Genomic DNA, 17,033 nt, shown 5'->3' with positions numbered 1-17,033 from the left:
GCCGTGATCATCGGGGCCTTCTAGACTCGTCCCCGATGTTCCAGCCACGTGAATCCTCCCCACTCCGGCCGGGGGCAGGCCGATGAAGCTCGTCTTCGCCGGCACCCCCGAGCCGGCCGTCCCCGCGCTGCGCGCACTGCTCGACTCCGGCCGCCACGAGGTCGTCGCCGTCGTCACCCGGCCCGACGCCCAGGCCGGCCGCGGCCGCCGGGTCGTCCGGTCCCCGGTCGGCGCCCTCGCCGACGAGCACGGCATCGAGGTCCTGACGCCCGCGCGCGCCGGCGACCCGGCCTTCCTCGCCCGCCTGTCGGAGCTGGCGCCGGACGCCTGCCCGGTCGTCGCCTACGGTGCGCTGCTGCCGCAGGCCGCCCTCGACATCCCGCGCCTCGGCTGGGTGAACCTGCACTTCTCGCTGCTGCCCGCGTGGCGGGGCGCGGCACCGGTGCAGGCCGCGATCCGCGCCGGCGACGAGATCACCGGCGCGTCGACCTTCCGGATCGTCAAGGAGCTGGACGCGGGCCCGGTCTTCGGCGTCGTCACCGAGGCGATCGGCGGGACCGACACCGCGGGCGGCCTGCTCGGGCGGCTGGCGGAGTCCGGCGCCAAGCTGCTGCTGTCCACCATGGACGGTCTGGCCGACGGCAGCCTGGTCGCGCGCGAGCAGCCCGCCGAGGGCCTGAGCTACGCGCCGAAGGTGACGGTCGAGGACGCGCGGGTGTCCTTCGCCGACCCGGCCGCGGCGGTCGACCGGCAGATCCGGTCGGTCACGCCGGACCCGGGCGCGTGGGCGGAGTTCCGCGGCGAGCGGTTCAAGCTCGGCCCGGTGACGGTGCTCGACGAGCCCGGCCCGCCGCCGGGGGAGATCGTGGTCGAACGCAAGCGGGTGCTGGTCGGGACGGCGACGAAGCCGTTGCGGCTCGGCGAGGTCCAGGCACCCGGCAAGAAACGGATGGCGGCCACCGACTGGGCCCGCGGAACCAGGATCGACCAGGGAGAACGCCTCCGGTGAACGACAGCAGGGAACGACGTCCGTCACGGCCGCAGCGCGGCCGTCCGGCACCGCGCAAGGAAGGCCCGCGCCGCCCGCCGGAGGTGGACCCGGCCCGGCAGGCCGCGTTCGACGTCCTGCGCGCGGTCCGGGAGAAGGACGCCTACGCCAACCTCGTCCTGCCGGACCTGCTGCGCGAGCGGCGGATCGGCGGCCGGGACGCGGCGCTGGCGACCGAGCTGGCCTACGGCACGTCGCGGGCCCAGGGCCTGCTCGACGCCGTCATCGAGGCCTGCGCCGAGCGGCCGCTCGCCAAGACCGACCCCACGGTGCTGGACGCGCTGCGCCTCGGCGTCTACCAGCTGCTGCGCACGCGCATCCCGGAGCACGCCGCCGTGACGTCCACTGTGGACCTCGTGCGGGCCGAAGCCGGTTCGTGGGCCACGGGTTTCGCGAACGCCATCATGCGCAAGGTGTCAGAAAAGGACGAAGCGGCCTGGCTGGACGAGGTCGCGCCGGACGAGGCCGCCGATCCGATCGGGGCCTTCGCGCTGCGCACCGCGCACCCGCGCTGGATCGCCCGCTCGTTCGCCGAAGCGCTGGGGGACAAGGGCGCGGGCCTCAAGGCCGCGCTCGAAGCCGACGACGCGCGGCCCGAGGTGCACCTGGTCGCCCGGCCCGGCGAGATCAGCGCCGACGAGCTGGCCGCGATCACCGGCGGCGACCCCGCGCCGTACTCGCCCTACGGCGTGCGCCTGCCCGCCGGCGCCGGTGACCCGGCCGACGCCGAGCCGGTCCGCGAGCGGCTCGCCGCGGTGCAGGACGAGGGCAGCCAGCTGTGCGCGATCGCCGCGACGAAGGTGCCCGTCGAGGGCACCGACGAGCGCTGGCTCGACCTGTGCGCCGGTCCCGGCGGCAAGGCGGCGCTGCTCGGCGCGCTGGCCGCGTTGAGCGGGGCGACGGTCGACGCCGTCGAGAAGGCGCCGCACCGCGCGAAGCTCGTCGAGAAGGCCACCAGCGGGTTGCCGGTGAAGGTGCACGTCGCCGACGGCCGCGAGAGTGGCCTGGAGCCGGGGTACGACCGCATCCTGGTCGACGCGCCGTGCAGCGGGCTCGGCGCCCTGCGGCGGCGGCCGGAGGCGCGCTGGCGGCGGCAGCCGTCGGACGTCGCGGACCTGACGAAGCTGCAGGGCGAGCTGATCACGGCGGCGTACGCGCTGCTGCGGCCGGGCGGCGCGCTCACCTACGTCGTCTGCTCGCCGCACCTGGCGGAGACCGAAGGCGTGCTGACCGAGACGGCCCGGCGGCTCAAGGCCGAGGTGGTCGACTCGCGGGAGTTCTTCCCCGGCGTGCCGGAGCTCGGCGACGGGCCGTACGTGCAGCTGTGGCCGCACCGCCACGGCACGGACGCGATGTTCTGCGCCGTGCTGCGCAAACCGTGACGGATCTCGGGCTGATCGCCGGCTCGTGCGGCGGGCTGGACACCCGGTTCGCCGCCGAGCTGGTCCGGCCCGCCGCCGAGCGCGGCTGGCGCACGGCGATCACCCTGACGCCGACGGCTCACCGGTGGCTGGAGTCGACCGGCGCGCTCGCCGACGTCGCCGCGGCGACGGAGTTGCCGGTGCGCAGCGTCTCGCGGCTGCCGGGGGAGCCGCGGCCGCACCCGGACCCGGCGGTGTTCCTGTTCGCGCCGGCATCGGCCAACTCGGTCGCGAAGCTGGCGCTGGGCATCGCGGACAACCAGGCGCTGACGGTGCTGGGTGACGTCCTGGGTGCGCCGGGGATCACGATCGTGGTGGCGTACCAGATCCAGGACACGCGGGTGCACCACCCGGCGTGGCAGCGCCACCTCGACACCCTCGCGGGCGCCGGGGTGACACTGCACCGGCTCGACCTCGGCCGGCCGTGGACCGAGGCCCTGGACCTGCTGCCCTGAGCTTGCTCGCGGGGGCGCCCCCCGTTTTCCACGCTACCCGTGGGCACCGACAGTTCCGGGCCGCGCGCGGCCCACGCTGCCCGGCGCACCGCTCGCGAACGGCGAACTCCTGCCGCGAGCGGCACGATCGCCTACCTCCGCGCCAGCGCCACCTCGAACGCCGTTTCGGTGGCCTCCCGCACCGCGTCGGGCAGCGGGTCCTCGTTCGCCGACACCGTGGCGCTGCGGCCGCCGTCGAGGGCGCCGGCCAGCGTGGCGAACCCGAAGATGTCGCCGCCGTGGCCCCAATAGCGCGTGCCGTCCGGCAGGGTCCGGTGGAACAAGCCGAGGCCGTAGTCCGTGCCCGTTTCGCCCGGCACCGGGACCGTGTGCTGCATCTGCGCGAGCTGCGCGGGCCGCAGCAGGCGGCCGCCGAGCAGCGCGGTGTAGAACGTGTCGAGGTCCCGGCCGGTCGACACCAGCGCGCCCGCGGCACCGGCGATCGACGGGTCGAACTCGGTGAAGTCGAGCAGCTTCTCCTCGCCCGGCACGTATCCGCGCGCGTGCGGTGCGGGCAGCAGCTCTTCGCCACGGCCGGGCAGCGAGGTGCCGCGCAGGCCGAGCGGCCGGGTGATCCGCTGGGTGATCTCGGCAGCGACGCTGTGCCGCGTGACCTTCTCGACGAGCATCCCGGCGACGATGTAGTTGGTGTTCGAGTACGACCAGGAGCTGCCGGGGGCGAACAACGGCGGGTGGTTCATCGCCAGGGCGACGAGCTCACCCGGTTCGGCCCCGCGGTGGCGCAGCGCCTCGAGGTCACCCGTCGCCAGCACGTCGTCGGTGTAGCTGTAGAGCCCGCTGGTGTGCTGCAGCAGGTTCCGCACGGTGATCTTCCGGCCGTCGTTGCCGTTCCCGGTGATCAGCCCGGGCAGGTAGCGCTCGATCGGCGCGTCGAGGTCGACCTTCCCTTCGGCGGCGAGTTGGAGCACCACGGTCGCGACGAACGTCTTCGTGATGCTCCCCGCGCGGAACTTCGCGTCGCGCGGGTACGGCGTCCCGGTGGTCACGTCGCCGGTGCCGCTGCGCGTCGCGGTGACGCGCCCGTGGTCGGTGACGACGGCTTCGGCGCCGGGCGCGCCGCCCTGGGCGGTGACCCGGTCGAGCGCCCGCTGCAGCGGGTTCGTGGTGACGGCGAGCGCCGGTGCCGCGGTGGTCGCCGCGAGGAGCGCGACGAGCGTGCCGCACGCGACGATCTGCTTGCCGCGCAATGACTTCCGCATGAAAACAACCCCCTGGGGTCTCGGTGTTCCGTGGATCTACCGGCCGGAGCAGAGCGCCGCGTCGGTCGCGGCCAGCATGTGCTCGTTCGCCGCGGCCGGCGTGGGATTTTCGTTCAGCACCACCGTCACGCGGCGGCCACCCGGGCCGACGCCGGCGAGGTTGGTGAAGCCGAGGACGCCGCCTTCGTGGCCCCAGAACTCCCCGCACGACAACGGGATGCTGCCCAGGCCCAGGCCGTAGCGCGCGCCCGGGATGCCGAGGTTCGCCGGGACCGTGCGCCGCATCTCGGCGAGCTGGGCCGGGCGCAGGAGCCGCCCGCCGAGCAGGGCACCGTAGAACCGGTCGAGGTCGGCCGGGGTGGACACGAGCCCGCCCGCCGCCCACGCCATCGTCGTTTCGTAGTCGCTGAAATCGGCCAGGCCGCCGCCGGTCGGCACGTAGCCGACGGCGTGCGGCGCAGGCAGTTCCTCGTCGCCGCGGCGGGGGAGATAGGTATCGCGCAGGCCCAGCGGCCGGGTGATCCGGCGGGCGATCTCGTCGGTCAGCGCGTGCCCGGTGACGCGTTCGGCGAGCATCCCGGCGACGATGTAGTTGGTGTTGGAGTACGACCAGCTCGTGCCGGGCGGGAACAGCGCGGGGTGCTTCAGCGCCATCGCCACCAGCTCGGCCGGGGCCGCGCCGCGGTGGCGCAGCGTCTCCGGGTCGTTCAGGGGCAGGTCGTCGGTGTAGTTGTAGAGCCCGCTGGTGTGCTGCAGCAGCTGCCGCACGGTGATCCGCCGGTCCGGGAGCAGGCCCGGCAGGTACCGCTCGACCGGCGCGTCCAGCTGCACCCGGCCTTCGGCGGCGAGCTGCAGCACGACGGTCGCGACGAACGACTTCGTGACGCTGCCCGCCCGGAAGGAACCGTTGCGCGGGAACGGTCTCCCGGTGGTGAAGTCCCCGGCGCCGCTGCGCGTGACCCGCGTCCGGGAGCCGTCCTGCACGACGGCTTCGGCGCCCGGGACGCCGTCCTGGGCGGTCAGGGTGTCGAGCGCGCCCTGGACCGGGTCGGCCGCGGCGAGGGCGGGCGCCGCGGTGGTCGCCGCGAGGAGCGCGACGAGCGTGCCGACGGCGGCGACCCGCTTGCCGCGCAATGACTTCCGCATGAAAGAACCCCCTGGTGTCTCGGTGTTCCCAACCTAGGGAGCCGAGCCACCAGGGGGCATTGGGGCAGGCCGCCCGAACGATCCGGGGGCCTGCCCTACCGCGTCAGCGCAGGCGCAGGGCGCGCTTCAGGGTGCCGAACAGGTCGGTCTGGTTGGTCAGGCCGACGATGTTGGCCGCCTGCGGGCCCATGGCCGCGATGCGGACCTGGGTACCGGTGTGCGACTGCGAGCCGCCGGTCTCCGCGGTGCCGTACGCGAGGGTCATGTTCGCACCCTCGTTGGTGATCAGCGTCGCGGTCAGGCCCGGGGTGGCGGTCGGCTCGACGATCTGGCTGCTGTGGCCGTGGTCGGCGGTCACCAGCACCAGCGTGTCCGGGTGGCTGCGGGCGAACGCCGTGCCCGCCGCGATCGCCGCGTCGAAGTCGATCGTCTCGCCGATCTGGCCGCACGGGTCGGCCGCGTGGTCCTGCTTGTCGATGCTCGCGCCCTCGACCTGCAGGAAGAAGCCCTTGTCGGAGTGGCGGTCGTCGAGCAGCTCCAGCGCCTTGCGGGTCTGGTCGGCCAGCTTCGGCTGGGTCTTCGGCAGCGCGGGGTTCGGGGTGCAGCGCGTCGGCGCGGTGCCGCCGTGGACCGCGGCCGGGCCCGTCCAGTTCACCGGCATGTTGTTCTTGGCGAACAGGCCGAGGACCGGCTTGCCCTTCTTGGCCGTCGCCAGATCCGCCGCGGTGTTCACGACGTTGTAGCCGGCCGCCTTGGCCTGGTCCAGCACGGTCTTGCCCTTGAACTTGCCGGCGGTGACCGTCTGGTCGAAGTACGTCGCGCCGCCGCCCAGCAGGACGTCGGGGCGAGTCTGGACGAGCTGCTCGGAGATCGAGCCCGCGCCGCCCTTCTCCTTGGCGTTGACCGCGCACTTGGCGGTCGTCTCGACCGGGCCCTTGCAGTCGCGGCTGACGACGTGCGCGCCGAGCACGGCCGGGGTGGCGTCCTGGACCTCGGCGGTGGTGACGTCGCCGGTGCGCAGGCCGCTCCGCTTGGCCAGCTCGAGGATCGTCGGCACGGGGTTGCCGTACGCGTCGACGGAGATGGCGCCGTTGTAGGTCTTGACGCCGGTGGCCCAGCCGGTGCCGGACGCGGCCGAGTCGGTCACGTAGTTCGGCTTGCCGGGGTTGTTCTGCTCGACCGCGTAGGTGGTGTAGTCGCCGGTCAGCGGCAGCTCGTCCATCGCGAGCCGGCCGGCCGCGCCGCGCTCGTAGTTGCGCGCGGACGTGATCTCCGACTGGCCCATGCCGTCACCGAGGAACAGGATGACGTTGCGGGCACTGCCGCCCTGGATCGCGGAGCGGACGTCGTTGGTGCGGTCACCGGTGCCGGCCGAACGCGCGTTGCCGCTGTCGGCACTGCCGGAACCGCTGGCGGCGATGGCGACCGGGGCGGCGGCGATCAGCGCGGCGCCGAGGGCGCCCGCGACCAGCCACCGGCGGCGGCCGGTGAGCAGCGAAGCCATGTTTCTCCTCTTCGGGGACTTCGGGAGGTATCGGAAGCAAAGGTCCGGATTCCGGACACGGGCTATTAGTCCCCTTGCATGTGTGCCGAGGAGGGACGGCGGGTGAGCGGCAGGTGACTGCTGGCCGAACTCATGGCTTCACGGAGGTGACCGGGAGCACGTCGGTTATTGACCGGCGAGGTGCCCCGGCGCGACGATGCCCGATTCGTACGCCATGACCACGGCCTGGGCGCGGTTGCCCGCGCCGACCTTGCCGAAGATGTTGCCCACGTGGGTCTTCACGGTCTCGAGGCTGATCACGAGCGCAGCTGCGATGTCCTGGTTGGACAGTCCGGTCGCGACCAGCCGCAGCACCTCGGCCTCCCGCCGGGTGAGCGTCTTCGCCGCCCGCGTGTACTTCCCGCCCGGCAGCCGGGCGCTCACCAGCCGCCGGATCGCCTCGGGGAACAGCAGCGACTCGCCGGTGGCGACGGTCCGGACGGCGTGCGCGATCTCCTCCTTGCGCGCCCGCTTGAGCAGGAACCCGCTCGCCCCGGCCAGCAGCGCCTCGTGCACGTAGTCGTCGTTGTCGAACGTCGTGACGACGAGGACCTTGGGCGGCTCGGCCAGTTCGGCGAGCAGTTGCCGGGTGGCCTCGATGCCGTCCGTGCCGGGCATCCGGACGTCCATCAGCACGACGTCCGGCCGGGTGCGGCGCACCGCGGGCAGCACCTCCGCGCCGTCGGCCGCCTCGCCGACCACCGTGATGCCCTGCTGCTCCAGCAGCGCCCGCAGGCCGGTGCGGACCAGCGGCTCGTCGTCGGCCAGGAGCACGGTGGGGCTCACGCGCCCGCCCGCAGCGGGATGGTCGCGCGCAGCCGCCACCGCCCGTCGTCCGGACCCGCGTCGAGCTCGCCACGCAGGGCTTCGACGCGCTCGGCGAGCCCGGCCAGCCCGTGCCGCCCGGGTCGCGGGTCCCCGCCGGGCAGGGCGTTGACGACGGCGATCGCCAGGCGCTCGGCCCCGGCCTCGACGCGGACGTCGACCGCGCCCGGGCCGGCGTGGCGCAGTGCGTTGGTCAGGCCCTCCTGGACGATCCGGTAGCCCTCGCGCGACACCGCGGCGGGCAGCGCGGCGACCGGCCCGGTGACGGTCAGCCGGACGTCGAGCCCGGCCTCGCGGGCACGCACGGCGAGGACGTCGACCTCGGTGAGCGTGCGCGTCGGCTCTTTGGCCGCGGGTTCTTCGCGCAGCAGGCCGAGGACGTGGTCGAGGTCCTCGAGAGCGGTTCGAGACGCTTCTTCGATCGTGCCGAGTGCGCGCCGCACCTGGGCGGGGTCGGCCTCGACCAGGTCGGCGGCGGCCGCGGCCTGGATGGTCGACGTCGTGAGCGTGTGCCCGATCGAGTCGTGCAGCTCGCGGGCCAGCCGGTTGCGCTGGGCGAGCACGGCGGCCCGGCGTTCGGCCCGCGCCACGCGTTCGGCCGTCGACGGGCCCAGCAGCGCCTGCGCGCCGGCCCGGAGGCCGAGCGTGGCGGCCGCGGTCAGCGCCAGGGCCGCAAACGCCACCACCAGCCCGAACGGGACCGTCCAGCCCCCGAGCGGGACATCGTCCCAGAAGAGGCTGATCCGGTCCTGCCCGCCGGCCAGCCACACCGCGGGCACCAGCACCCCGAGCCCGAGGAAGGCCAGCACGGTGAACAGGACACCGCTCGCCGCCGTGTTCAGCGCGAGCCACAGCCCGGAGCGCAGCCGCGACGCGGCGTCCGGCCGTCCCTCGGGTGCGGGGACGCCGGTGCCGAGCAGCGTGTTCGCCAGGCCGATGCCGAGCCGCCGCACCGGTCCCAGCAGACCCAGCAGCCCCATGAGCACGGCCAGGGCGAGCAACGCGATGAGCGCGCGAACCCGCGAATCGACGTCGACGGACACCGCCGCGGCGAGGGCGAACGGGGTCACCGGCAGTGCGAGGGCGGCCCCTGCGGCCGCGTGCAGCAGGCTGCGGTAGCTGCCGATCCGGGCCAGGGAGAGGAGGAATCCGGGCATGCGGCGAGCGTAGGACGGCCGGGGCCGGGGTGACCTCCCTCTCCGGAGCCAGATCCTGGGCGTACGCCAGATCCGTCACAACCGGTTAGCAGCCGTTAGCGCGGTCCTCCTACACTCGGGACGTGGCAGACCGACCCCTGATCGCCCCCAGCATCCTGTCCGCGGACTTCGCCCGGCTCGGCGAGGAGATCGCCGCCGTGGCCGGCACCGGCGACACCCGCGCCGACTGGGTGCACGTAGACGTCATGGACGCGCACTTCGTGCCCAACCTGACCCTGGGCCTGCCCGTGGTCAAGGCGCTGCTCAAGAGCACCGACGTGCCGATCGACTGCCACCTGATGATCGACGACCCGGACCGCTGGGCCATCGGGTACGCCGAGGCCGGCGCCTACAACGTCACCGTGCACGCCGAAGCCGCGAAGGACCCGATCGCGCTGGCCAAGAACCTGCGTGCCGCCGGCGCCAAGGCCGGTCTCTCGATCAAGCCGGGCACCGCGCTCGAGCCGTGGCTCGACGCGCTCAAGCACTACGACACGCTGCTGGTCATGTCGGTCGAGCCGGGCTTCGGCGGGCAGTCGTTCATCGCCGGCGTCCTGGAGAAGGTGCGCACGGCGCGGCGGCTGGTCGACACCGGCCACCTGAAGCTGGTCGTCGAGATCGACGGCGGGATCAACGCCGAGACCATCGAGCAGGCCGCCGAAGCGGGTGTCGACTGCTTCGTCGCCGGGTCCGCCGTCTACGGCGCCGGCGATCCGGGCAAAGCGGTCGCCGCGTTGCGCGAGCAGGCGGCGCGCGGCCGGGCCGGCTGACACCGCGGCGGCACCGGAGAAGCCACCGGGCCGCGGCGGGTGTTGGATGGAAGGACCGGCTCACAAGGAGGCAGAGCGTGTTCACCGGCATTGTCGAGGAGATCGGCGAGGTCACCTCGGTCGAGCAGCTGACCAACGCGGCCCGGCTGCGGGTCCGCGGCCCGCTGGTCACCAGCGACGCCGGGCACGGCGACTCCATCGCGGTCAGCGGAGTGTGCCTCACCGTCGTGGAAGTGGCGGGCGGTGAGTTCACCGTCGACGTCGTGCACGAGACGCTGCAGCGCTCCAGCCTGGCCAAGGTCGCGGTCGGCGACCGGGTCAACCTGGAACGCGCGACGCCGGCGGGCGGGCGGCTCGGCGGGCACATCATGCAGGGCCACGTCGACGGGACCGGCGTGTTCCTTTCGCGCGACGAGGACGGCGTGACGACGTTCGCGCTGCCCGCGCACCTGGCCCGGTACGTGGTCGAGAAGGGGTCGATCGCGGTCGACGGGATCTCCCTGACCGTCGCCGCCGTGACCGGCGACCGGTTCAAGGTGGCGCTGATCCCGACCACCCTCGAGGTGACCACCCTCGGCGGCCGGGAGGCCGGCGACCTGGTGAACCTCGAGGTCGACGTGGTCGCGAAGTACGTGGAGAAGCTGGCCGAGGCACACATCCGCGACCAGGTGCACAATCGGGACGGCGGCACGGAGGAGCGGTCATGAGTGAAGCGAGTGCGGCAGAGCCCGAGGCGGGCTGGACCCCGTGCGGCACCGGGGCGGTGTTCGACGCCGACGCCATCGAGCGGGCGATCGCGGACGTCGCGGCGGGCCGTCCGGTCGTCGTGGTCGACGACGAAGACCGCGAGAACGAGGGCGACCTCATCTTCGCGGCGGAGAAGGCGACGCCGGAGCTGCTGGCGTTCATGGTCCGCTACACCTCGGGCTACGTCTGCGTGGCGCTGACCGAAGCCGAGGCCGACCGGCTGGACCTGCCGCCGATGTATCACACGAACCAGGACGCGCGGGGGACCGCGTACAGCGTCACGGTCGACGCCGCCGAGGGCATCAGCACCGGCATCTCCGCCGCCGACCGCGCGCACACGATCCGGCTGCTGGCCGACCCGGCGTCCACCGCGAAGGACTTCCGCCGTCCCGGGCACGTCGTGCCGCTGCGGGCCAAGGGCGGCGGCGTGCTGCGGCGTCCCGGGCACACCGAGGCGTCGGTCGACCTGGCCCGGATGGCCGGGCTCGCGCCGGCGGGGGTGCTCTGCGAGATCGTGTCGCAGAAGGACGAAGGCGACATGGCGCGCCGCGACGAGCTCGAGGTGTTCGCGGCCGACCACGACCTGGCGATCATCACCATCGCCGACCTCATCGCGTACCGCCGTCGCACCGAGAAGCAGGTCGAGCGCGTCGCGGAGGCCCGCATCCCGCTGGCCGCGGGCACGTTCCGCGCGGTCGGCTACGACTCGCTCCTGGACGGCATCGAGCACGTCGCGTTCGTCTACGGCGAGATCGGCGACGGCCAGGACATCCTGGTGCGCGTCCACTCCGAGTGCCTGACCGGCGACGTCTTCGGCTCGCTGCGCTGCGACTGCGGCCCCCAGCTGGAGGCGGCCCTCGAAGCGGTGGCCGCCGAGGGCCGCGGCGTCGTGCTCTACATCCGCGGCCACGAAGGCCGCGGCATCGGCCTGCTGCACAAGCTGCAGGCCTACCAGCTCCAGGACGACGGCGCGGACACCGTGGACGCGAACCTCGCGCTGGGTGTGCCGGCCGACGCCCGCGACTACGGCACCGGCGCGCAGATCCTGTGCGACCTCGGCGTCCGCACGATGCGGCTGCTGTCGAACAACCCGGCCAAGCGGATCGGTCTCGAGGGCTACGGCCTGCGCGTCACCGGGCGGGTGCCGCTGCCGATCTCGCCGAACCCGGAGAACCTGCGCTACCTGCGGACCAAGCGCGACCGGATGGGCCACGACCTGGCCCAGCTGGAGCACTACGACCAGGTCGGCGCGGGGAACGAGCACCCCGACGGAGGACCACTGTGAGCGGCGAAGGCCGTCCCGACGTTTCGCTGGACCTGACCGGCTGCAAGAGCTTGAAGCTCGGCATCGTGGCGACGCGGTGGAACGCGGACATCACCGACGTCCTGCTGGAGCGCGCCCTGGCCGCGGCTCGCGAGGCGGAGCTCGAGGAGGACCCGACGGTCGTCCACGTCGCGGGCGCGATCGAGCTGCCGGTGGTGGTGCAGGCGCTGGCCCGCAACCACGACGCGGTGGTGGCGCTGGGCGTGGTCATCCGCGGCGGCACCCCGCACTTCGAGTACGTGTGCGACGCGGTGACGGCGGGCCTGACCCGGGTGGCGCTCGACGAGAGCACCCCGGTCGGCAACGGCGTCCTGACGTGCGACACGCACGAGCAGGCGGTCGATCGGTCGGGCCGCCCGGGGTCCAAGGAGGACAAGGGCTACGAGGCGACGGTGGCGGCCCTGGACTCCGCGCACGTGCTGCGGAGCCTGCGCCAGCCGTGGACCGAGCGGGGTTTCGTGTGAGCGTGAAGACTCTCCTGGTGATCCGCCCCCGCCGCGCGCTGATCATGTGCAGCGTGCTGGCGGTGGCGTTGCTGGCGGTGTTCGTGGTGGTGGCGGTCCTGCTGCGCAACGGCAACACCGGAGTCCACTTCCAGCGTTCCGACCAGGCGGCGATGATCGGCATCGGCATTTTGCTGGCATGCGGCGTGATGCTGTTCGCGATCGCCCGGGTGCGCGCGGACGCCGAGGGCATCGAGGTCCGCAACGTGCTGATGACCCGGCGGTTCGCTTGGGGCGAAGTGCTTTCGGTGAGCTTCCCGGACGGCGCTTCGTGGGCGCGGCTGGAGCTGCCGGAGGACGAGTACCACGCGGTGATGGCGGTCCAGGCGGTGGACCGGGACCGGGCGGTGGAAGCGGTGCGAGCGCTGCGGAAGCTGCACCGCGAGGCCACCGGCGCCTAGCGGCCGATGATCTGGTCGGCCAGCTCCCGGGCCTGTTGCTCGGTGAACTTGCCGGTGATCTGGGTGTTGCCGTCGAGGATCGCGACCTGGATGTTCGGCGCCGACAAGACCTGACTGCCCAGGACGAACGCGGCCTGCTGGTTGACGTTCTTGCTCGTGAAATCGGCCCAGGTCTTCGTGCCCTCCGAGGTGAACCTGAGGTTCACGACCCACTGCCCGCGCTGCTGGTCGTAGCCGGACGTCGCGTCGGTAACCTCGCTGCCCGGGAGGAACTCCGGTTCGAGCAAGTAGGCCGTGTTGTCGGTCCGCCCGCACGCGACCAACGGCAACGTGCGGTCGTCGTGCCCGGCCAGCGGGTCCGCTCTGCCGGGCGTGCAGTCGATCGCCCGCACGGCCGCCGTCTGCTCGGCGGGGTCGAGGCTCTGCCGAGCGGTCTGCGAAGGAGGCGGGCCGGTTCCCGTGCCGCCGATCCGCGAAGCGTCGGCCACGACCTTGCGGAACTCCAGCGAATTCGGTCCGTCGGCACGCGAGGCGGCCGACGGTGTCACCGGCGCGGGCAGGGCCTGCCCGCCAACGGCCGTCGCACACCCGGCTGACAACGTCAGCAGGGCCACCGCCGAAAGGGTCATCGCGAAGCGCATGAGCCCCAAGTCGGCGAGCCCGGCCCCGCTGTTACGCGGCTGTCAGAGGTCCAGGTCCACCACGATCGGGGCGTGGTCCGACGGCCCCTTCCCCTTCCGCGCGTTCCGGTCCACATAGGAATCCGTCACCGCACCGGAAAACGCGGCGTTCCCATACACCAGATCGATCCGCATCCCCTTGTTGTTCGGGAAGTTCCCCGCCCGGTAATCCCAGTACGTGAACGGATGGTCGTACTTCAACGGCCGCGGGAACACGTCCGACAACCCGAGATCCCGCAACCGCGCCAAGGCGTCCCGCTCCGGCTTCGTCACGTGCGTCGACTCCGCGAACACCGCGATGTCCCACACGTCCGCATCCGTCGGCGCCACATTGAAGTCGCCCAGCACCGCGAACGGGGCACCCGAAAGTTCCGCGGAAACCAGCGACCGCAAAGCCTCCAGCCACTCCAGCTTGTACGCGTAGTGCGGGTTGTCCGGCTCGCGCCCGTTCGGCACGTACACCGACCACACCCGCACGCCCCCACACGTCGCGCCGATGGCCCGCGCCTCCGACGCCCCGTCGAACCGGGGCTCACCAGGCAAGCCGCGCACCACGTCGGACAGGCCCACCCGGGACACGATCCCGACGCCGTTCCACTGCCCGAGCCCGTACGCCGCCACCTCGTAGCCCAGCGCCTCGATCTCGGCCGCCGGGAACTTCTCCGTCGTGCTCTTCAGCTCCTGCAGGCACAGCACGTCCGGCGCCGTTTTCTCCAGGAAGTCCAGCACGCGCGGCAGGCGGGGGACGATGGAGTTCACGTTCCAGGTGACGATCCGCATGCCCGCGAGCATCCCACACCCCACCGACAACTTCGGGGCGACGCCGGAGCGCCGCCCCGAAGACGGAACTCACACGCCCGCGGTCGTCCGGATCCAGGACCGGCTCGAAGCCACGCTCGCGTAGTTGTTCGTGCCGCGCGTGTTCGTCCCGCTCTGGTTCTGGACCGTCGACGCGACGCCGACCTGCACACCACCCGACACCTGGGGCCCGCCCGAGTCGCCCTTCCACGCCGACCCGTTGATCCCGACGGTCTGGATCGCGCGGCCGCCGTACGCGTCCGTCGAGCGGCCGGTCACCTGGACGTTCGCCGTCTTCAGCGCGGACGCCGGCGGGCCGGTCGGGGTGGTGCGGCCCCAGCCGTAGAGCTGGTTGGTGCTGCCCGTCGACGGGTCCGCGCTGCCCAGGGAAATCGGCCCCGCGCTGGTCGCCGAGGCCAGGTGCAGCAGCGCGATGTCGCCGTTGGGGGACTCGTACTTGCCGTCGACCGCGATCTGCGTTCCGGAGAACAGCGTGTTGCTGCCGACCTTGACGTGCATGCCCGAACCGTCCTGGTCGAGGCAGTGCACCGCGGTCATGACCCAGCGCGCGGCGATCACCGTGCCCGAGCAGTTGAAGCCCTGGAAGTCACGCCCGGGCGTGTTGACGTACACCTGGGCGCCCCACGAAACGGCAGGGGCGGTGGTGCCGCCGACGATGTTCGGCTGGACGCCGGCGGAAGCGACGGCGCCACCCGCGAGGGTCAGCGCGACGGCGGCCGTGCACGCGGCGCCGAGGGTGCGGAGAGTGCTCACGGTGGTGATCCTTTCGGACGGGGGCCGGATCGGCCGGTCGGAAAGTAACCACCGCGTCACCCGGGGCGACACCTACCGAAGTCGGAAGCGGGCGAAGACCCGACTTCCGGCGGATCGGACACCGGGGGGCCACCGAGAACTGTCGGTGCCGCCCCATAGTCTGGGGTGGTGGCTGACCCGACCACCTACCGACCCGCTCCGGGAAGCATCCCGGAGGCCCCTGGCGTGTACAAGTTCCGCGACGCGACCAAGCGGGTCATCTACGTCGGCAAGGCGAAAAGCCTGCGCAGCAGGCTGAACTCCTACTTCGCCGACCTCTCCGGCCTGCACCCGCGCACGCGCCAGATGGTCACGACGGCCGCGAGCGTCGAGTGGACGGTCGTCACCACCGAGGTCGAGGCGCTGCAGCTCGAGTACAACTGGATCAAGGAGTTCGACCCCCGGTTCAACGTCCGCTACCGCGACGACAAGAGCTACCCGGTGCTCGCGGTGACGCTGAACGAGGAGTTCCCCCGCCTGCACGTCTACCGCGGCGCGCGCAAGAAGGGCGTCCGGTACTTCGGGCCGTACTCGCACGCCTGGGCCATCCGCGAGACGCTCGACCTGCTGCTGCGCGTCTTCCCGGCGCGCACCTGCTCGGCCGGGGTGTTCCGGCGCCACGGCCAGATCGGCCGCCCGTGCCTGCTCGGCTACATCGACAAGTGCTCGGCGCCGTGCGTCGGGCGGGTCTCGGCCGACGAACACCGCGACATCGTCGAAGACTTCTGCGACTTCCTGGCCGGCAAGACCGACGTCATGATCAAGCGCCTCGAGGCCGAGATGGTAGCGGCGTCCGAGGACCTCGAGTTCGAGCGCGCCGCCCGGCTGCGCGACGACCTCGGCGCGCTCCGGCGGGCCATGGAGAAGCAGGCCGTCGTGTTCGGTGACGGCACGGACGCCGACGTCGTGGCGTTCGCCCACGACGACCTCGAAGCCGCGGTCCAGGTCTTCCACGTCCGCGGCGGCCGGGTCCGCGGCCAGCGCGGCTGGGTGATCGACAAGGCCGAGGAGATGGACGTCCCGGCGCTGGTCGACCACTTCATCACGCAGTTCTACGGCGACGAGGCCGAGCTCGACGCCCGCGACGACGTCGACTCCGGCCCGGTCGTGCCGCGCGAGGTCCTGGTGCCCGAGCTGCCTGCCGACGCGGACGCGCTCGCCGAGTGGCTCACCGGGCTGCGCGGGTCGCGGGTGCAGGTCCGCGTCCCGCAGCGCGGCGACAAGAAGGCACTGGCCGAGACGGTGGAGCGCAACGCGGGGGAGGCGTTCACCCAGCACAAGCTGCGCCGCGCGGGCGACCTGACGGCGCGCTCGGCGGCGCTCACCGAGCTGCAGGAGTTCCTGGCGCTCGACAGCGCGCCGCTGCGCATCGAGTGCATCGACATCAGCCACATCCAGGGCAGCGACGTCGTGGCCTCGCTCGTCGTCTTCGAAGACGGGCTCGCGCGCAAGTCCGAGTACCGGCGCTTCGCGCTGCGCGAAGCGGCCGAAGAGGGTGACGTCGCGTCGATCGCCGAGGTCGTGCGCCGGCGGTTCCACCGCTACCTCAAGGAGACCGCCGAGAGCGCGGCGGAGGACTCGTCGAAGCCGGGCCTCGACCCGGAGACCGGCCGGCCGAAGAAGTTCGCCTACCCGCCGAACCTGCTGGTCGTCGACGGCGCGGGCCCGCAGGCCACCGCGGCCGCGGACGTGCTGGCCGAGCTCGGCATCACCGACATCTCGGTGATCGGGCTGGCGAAGCGGCTCGAAGAGGTGTGGCTGCCGGCCGACCCGGACCCGGTGATCCTGCCGCGGACCTCGGAGGGGTTGTACCTGCTCCAGCGCCTGCGTGACGAGGCCCACCGGTTCGCCATCACCTACCACCGCGAGAAGCGCTCCAAGCGGCTGCAGACGTCCGAATTGGACAGTGTGCCCGGGCTGGGGCAGGCTCGCCGCACCGCCCTGATCAAGCACTTCGGCTCGGTGAAGAAGCTCAAGCAGGCCAGGATCGAAGAGATCGAGGCGGTGCCCGGCTTCGGCAGGCGCACCGCGGAGGCCGTGGTCGCCGCGCTGGCCGGGGAGTCCGGTGCGGGTCCGAAAGCAGGGGAGTAGGGAACACAGTGAG

At 72.8% G+C, this 17,033-nt stretch carries 17 protein-coding genes; 9 read left to right on the top strand and 8 right to left on the bottom strand.

Annotation, left to right across the window (positions count from 1 at the left end; all coding sequences use genetic code 11):
• Positions 1 to 82 precede the first annotated feature (82 nt).
• From fmt to QSK39_RS40240, 3 genes are read left to right on the top strand one after another with little or no spacing between them, the layout of a single operon-like run.
• Entirely contained in the window at positions 83 to 1,009 is a 927-nt protein-coding gene (gene fmt, locus QSK39_RS40250; RefSeq protein ID WP_285483081.1) for a methionyl-tRNA formyltransferase, read from the top strand.
• The gene (locus QSK39_RS40245) at positions 1,006 to 2,430 is read left to right on the top strand and encodes an RsmB/NOP family class I SAM-dependent RNA methyltransferase (RefSeq protein WP_285483080.1); all 1,425 of its coding nucleotides are present in this window, start codon (positions 1,006 to 1,008) and stop codon (positions 2,428 to 2,430) included. The genes fmt and QSK39_RS40245 overlap by 4 nt, the downstream gene beginning before the upstream one ends.
• Positions 2,427 to 2,924, top strand: a complete 498-nt coding sequence (locus tag QSK39_RS40240) for a flavoprotein (RefSeq protein ID WP_285483079.1) — start codon at positions 2,427 to 2,429, stop codon at positions 2,922 to 2,924. Before QSK39_RS40245 ends, QSK39_RS40240 begins: the two co-directional genes overlap by 4 nt.
• A gap of 131 nt (positions 2,925 to 3,055) precedes the next feature.
• Here the strand turns inward: QSK39_RS40240 and QSK39_RS40235 are convergent, their stop codons facing one another.
• The 5 genes from QSK39_RS40235 to QSK39_RS40215 all read right to left on the bottom strand — a co-directional run bounded on the left by QSK39_RS40235 (position 3,056) and on the right by QSK39_RS40215 (position 8,854).
• Positions 3,056 to 4,183, bottom strand: coding sequence for a serine hydrolase domain-containing protein (locus QSK39_RS40235; protein WP_285483078.1), 1,128 nt, complete (start codon positions 4,181 to 4,183; stop codon positions 3,056 to 3,058).
• Between the two features lie 36 nt (positions 4,184 to 4,219).
• On the bottom strand, positions 4,220 to 5,329 hold the full coding sequence (locus QSK39_RS40230) for a serine hydrolase domain-containing protein (RefSeq protein WP_285483077.1): 1,110 nt from the start codon (positions 5,327 to 5,329) through the stop codon (positions 4,220 to 4,222).
• Positions 5,330 to 5,432: 103 nt separating this feature from the next.
• Positions 5,433 to 6,833 (bottom strand): alkaline phosphatase, encoded by a 1,401-nt coding sequence (gene phoA / locus QSK39_RS40225; protein ID WP_285483076.1) that lies wholly within the window; start codon positions 6,831 to 6,833, stop codon positions 5,433 to 5,435.
• Positions 6,834 to 6,998: 165 nt separating this feature from the next.
• Positions 6,999 to 7,658: a response regulator transcription factor gene (locus QSK39_RS40220; RefSeq protein WP_285483075.1), complete on the bottom strand. Its 660-nt coding sequence runs from the start codon at positions 7,656 to 7,658 to the stop codon at positions 6,999 to 7,001.
• Positions 7,655 to 8,854, bottom strand: coding sequence for a sensor histidine kinase (locus QSK39_RS40215; protein WP_285483074.1), 1,200 nt, complete (start codon positions 8,852 to 8,854; stop codon positions 7,655 to 7,657). Before QSK39_RS40215 ends, QSK39_RS40220 begins: the two co-directional genes overlap by 4 nt.
• 137 nt (positions 8,855 to 8,991) lie before the next feature.
• Between QSK39_RS40215 and rpe the strand changes: the two genes are divergently transcribed.
• From rpe to QSK39_RS40190, 5 genes are all read left to right on the top strand, one after another.
• Positions 8,992 to 9,663 (top strand): ribulose-phosphate 3-epimerase, encoded by a 672-nt coding sequence (gene rpe, locus QSK39_RS40210; protein WP_285483620.1) that lies wholly within the window; start codon positions 8,992 to 8,994, stop codon positions 9,661 to 9,663.
• 77 nt (positions 9,664 to 9,740) lie between these two features.
• Positions 9,741 to 10,370: a riboflavin synthase gene (locus QSK39_RS40205; RefSeq protein ID WP_285483073.1), complete on the top strand. Its 630-nt coding sequence runs from the start codon at positions 9,741 to 9,743 to the stop codon at positions 10,368 to 10,370.
• Entirely contained in the window at positions 10,367 to 11,695 is a 1,329-nt protein-coding gene (locus tag QSK39_RS40200; RefSeq protein ID WP_285483072.1) for a bifunctional 3,4-dihydroxy-2-butanone-4-phosphate synthase/GTP cyclohydrolase II, read from the top strand. Before QSK39_RS40205 ends, QSK39_RS40200 begins: the two co-directional genes overlap by 4 nt.
• Positions 11,692 to 12,198 carry a 6,7-dimethyl-8-ribityllumazine synthase gene (gene ribH, locus QSK39_RS40195; RefSeq protein ID WP_285483071.1) on the top strand — a complete coding sequence of 169 codons (507 nt, stop codon included), beginning with the start codon at positions 11,692 to 11,694 and terminating at the stop codon, positions 12,196 to 12,198. Before QSK39_RS40200 ends, ribH begins: the two co-directional genes overlap by 4 nt.
• Complete coding sequence (locus QSK39_RS40190; RefSeq protein ID WP_285483070.1) at positions 12,195 to 12,638, top strand: PH domain-containing protein; 444 nt, start codon at positions 12,195 to 12,197, stop codon at positions 12,636 to 12,638. The genes ribH and QSK39_RS40190 overlap by 4 nt, the downstream gene beginning before the upstream one ends.
• Here QSK39_RS40190 and QSK39_RS40185 read toward each other — a convergent pair.
• The 3 genes from QSK39_RS40185 to QSK39_RS40175 all read right to left on the bottom strand — a co-directional run bounded on the left by QSK39_RS40185 (position 12,635) and on the right by QSK39_RS40175 (position 14,890).
• Entirely contained in the window at positions 12,635 to 13,267 is a 633-nt protein-coding gene (locus QSK39_RS40185) for a SecDF P1 head subdomain-containing protein (protein ID WP_285483069.1), read from the bottom strand. The two genes, QSK39_RS40190 and QSK39_RS40185, sit on opposite strands and share 4 nt — an antisense overlap.
• A 54-nt stretch (positions 13,268 to 13,321) precedes the next feature.
• Positions 13,322 to 14,098, bottom strand: coding sequence for an exodeoxyribonuclease III (locus tag QSK39_RS40180; protein ID WP_285483068.1), 777 nt, complete (start codon positions 14,096 to 14,098; stop codon positions 13,322 to 13,324).
• A 69-nt stretch (positions 14,099 to 14,167) separates the two neighbouring features.
• Entirely contained in the window at positions 14,168 to 14,890 is a 723-nt protein-coding gene (locus QSK39_RS40175; protein ID WP_285483067.1) for a S1 family peptidase, read from the bottom strand.
• 168 nt (positions 14,891 to 15,058) lie between these two features.
• Here QSK39_RS40175 and uvrC point away from each other — a divergent pair, with 168 nt between their 5' ends.
• Entirely contained in the window at positions 15,059 to 17,020 is a 1,962-nt protein-coding gene (gene uvrC, locus QSK39_RS40170; protein ID WP_285483066.1) for an excinuclease ABC subunit UvrC, read from the top strand.
• Positions 17,021 to 17,033: the final 13 nt, after the last annotated feature.

Source organism: Amycolatopsis sp. NBRC 101858, from assembly GCF_030269325.1.
In the GTDB taxonomy this organism is placed as follows: domain Bacteria; phylum Actinomycetota; class Actinomycetes; order Mycobacteriales; family Pseudonocardiaceae; genus Amycolatopsis; species Amycolatopsis ponsaeliensis.
Note: the sequence above shows the minus strand (reverse complement) of the source record. Positions and strands in the feature narration are given on the sequence as shown.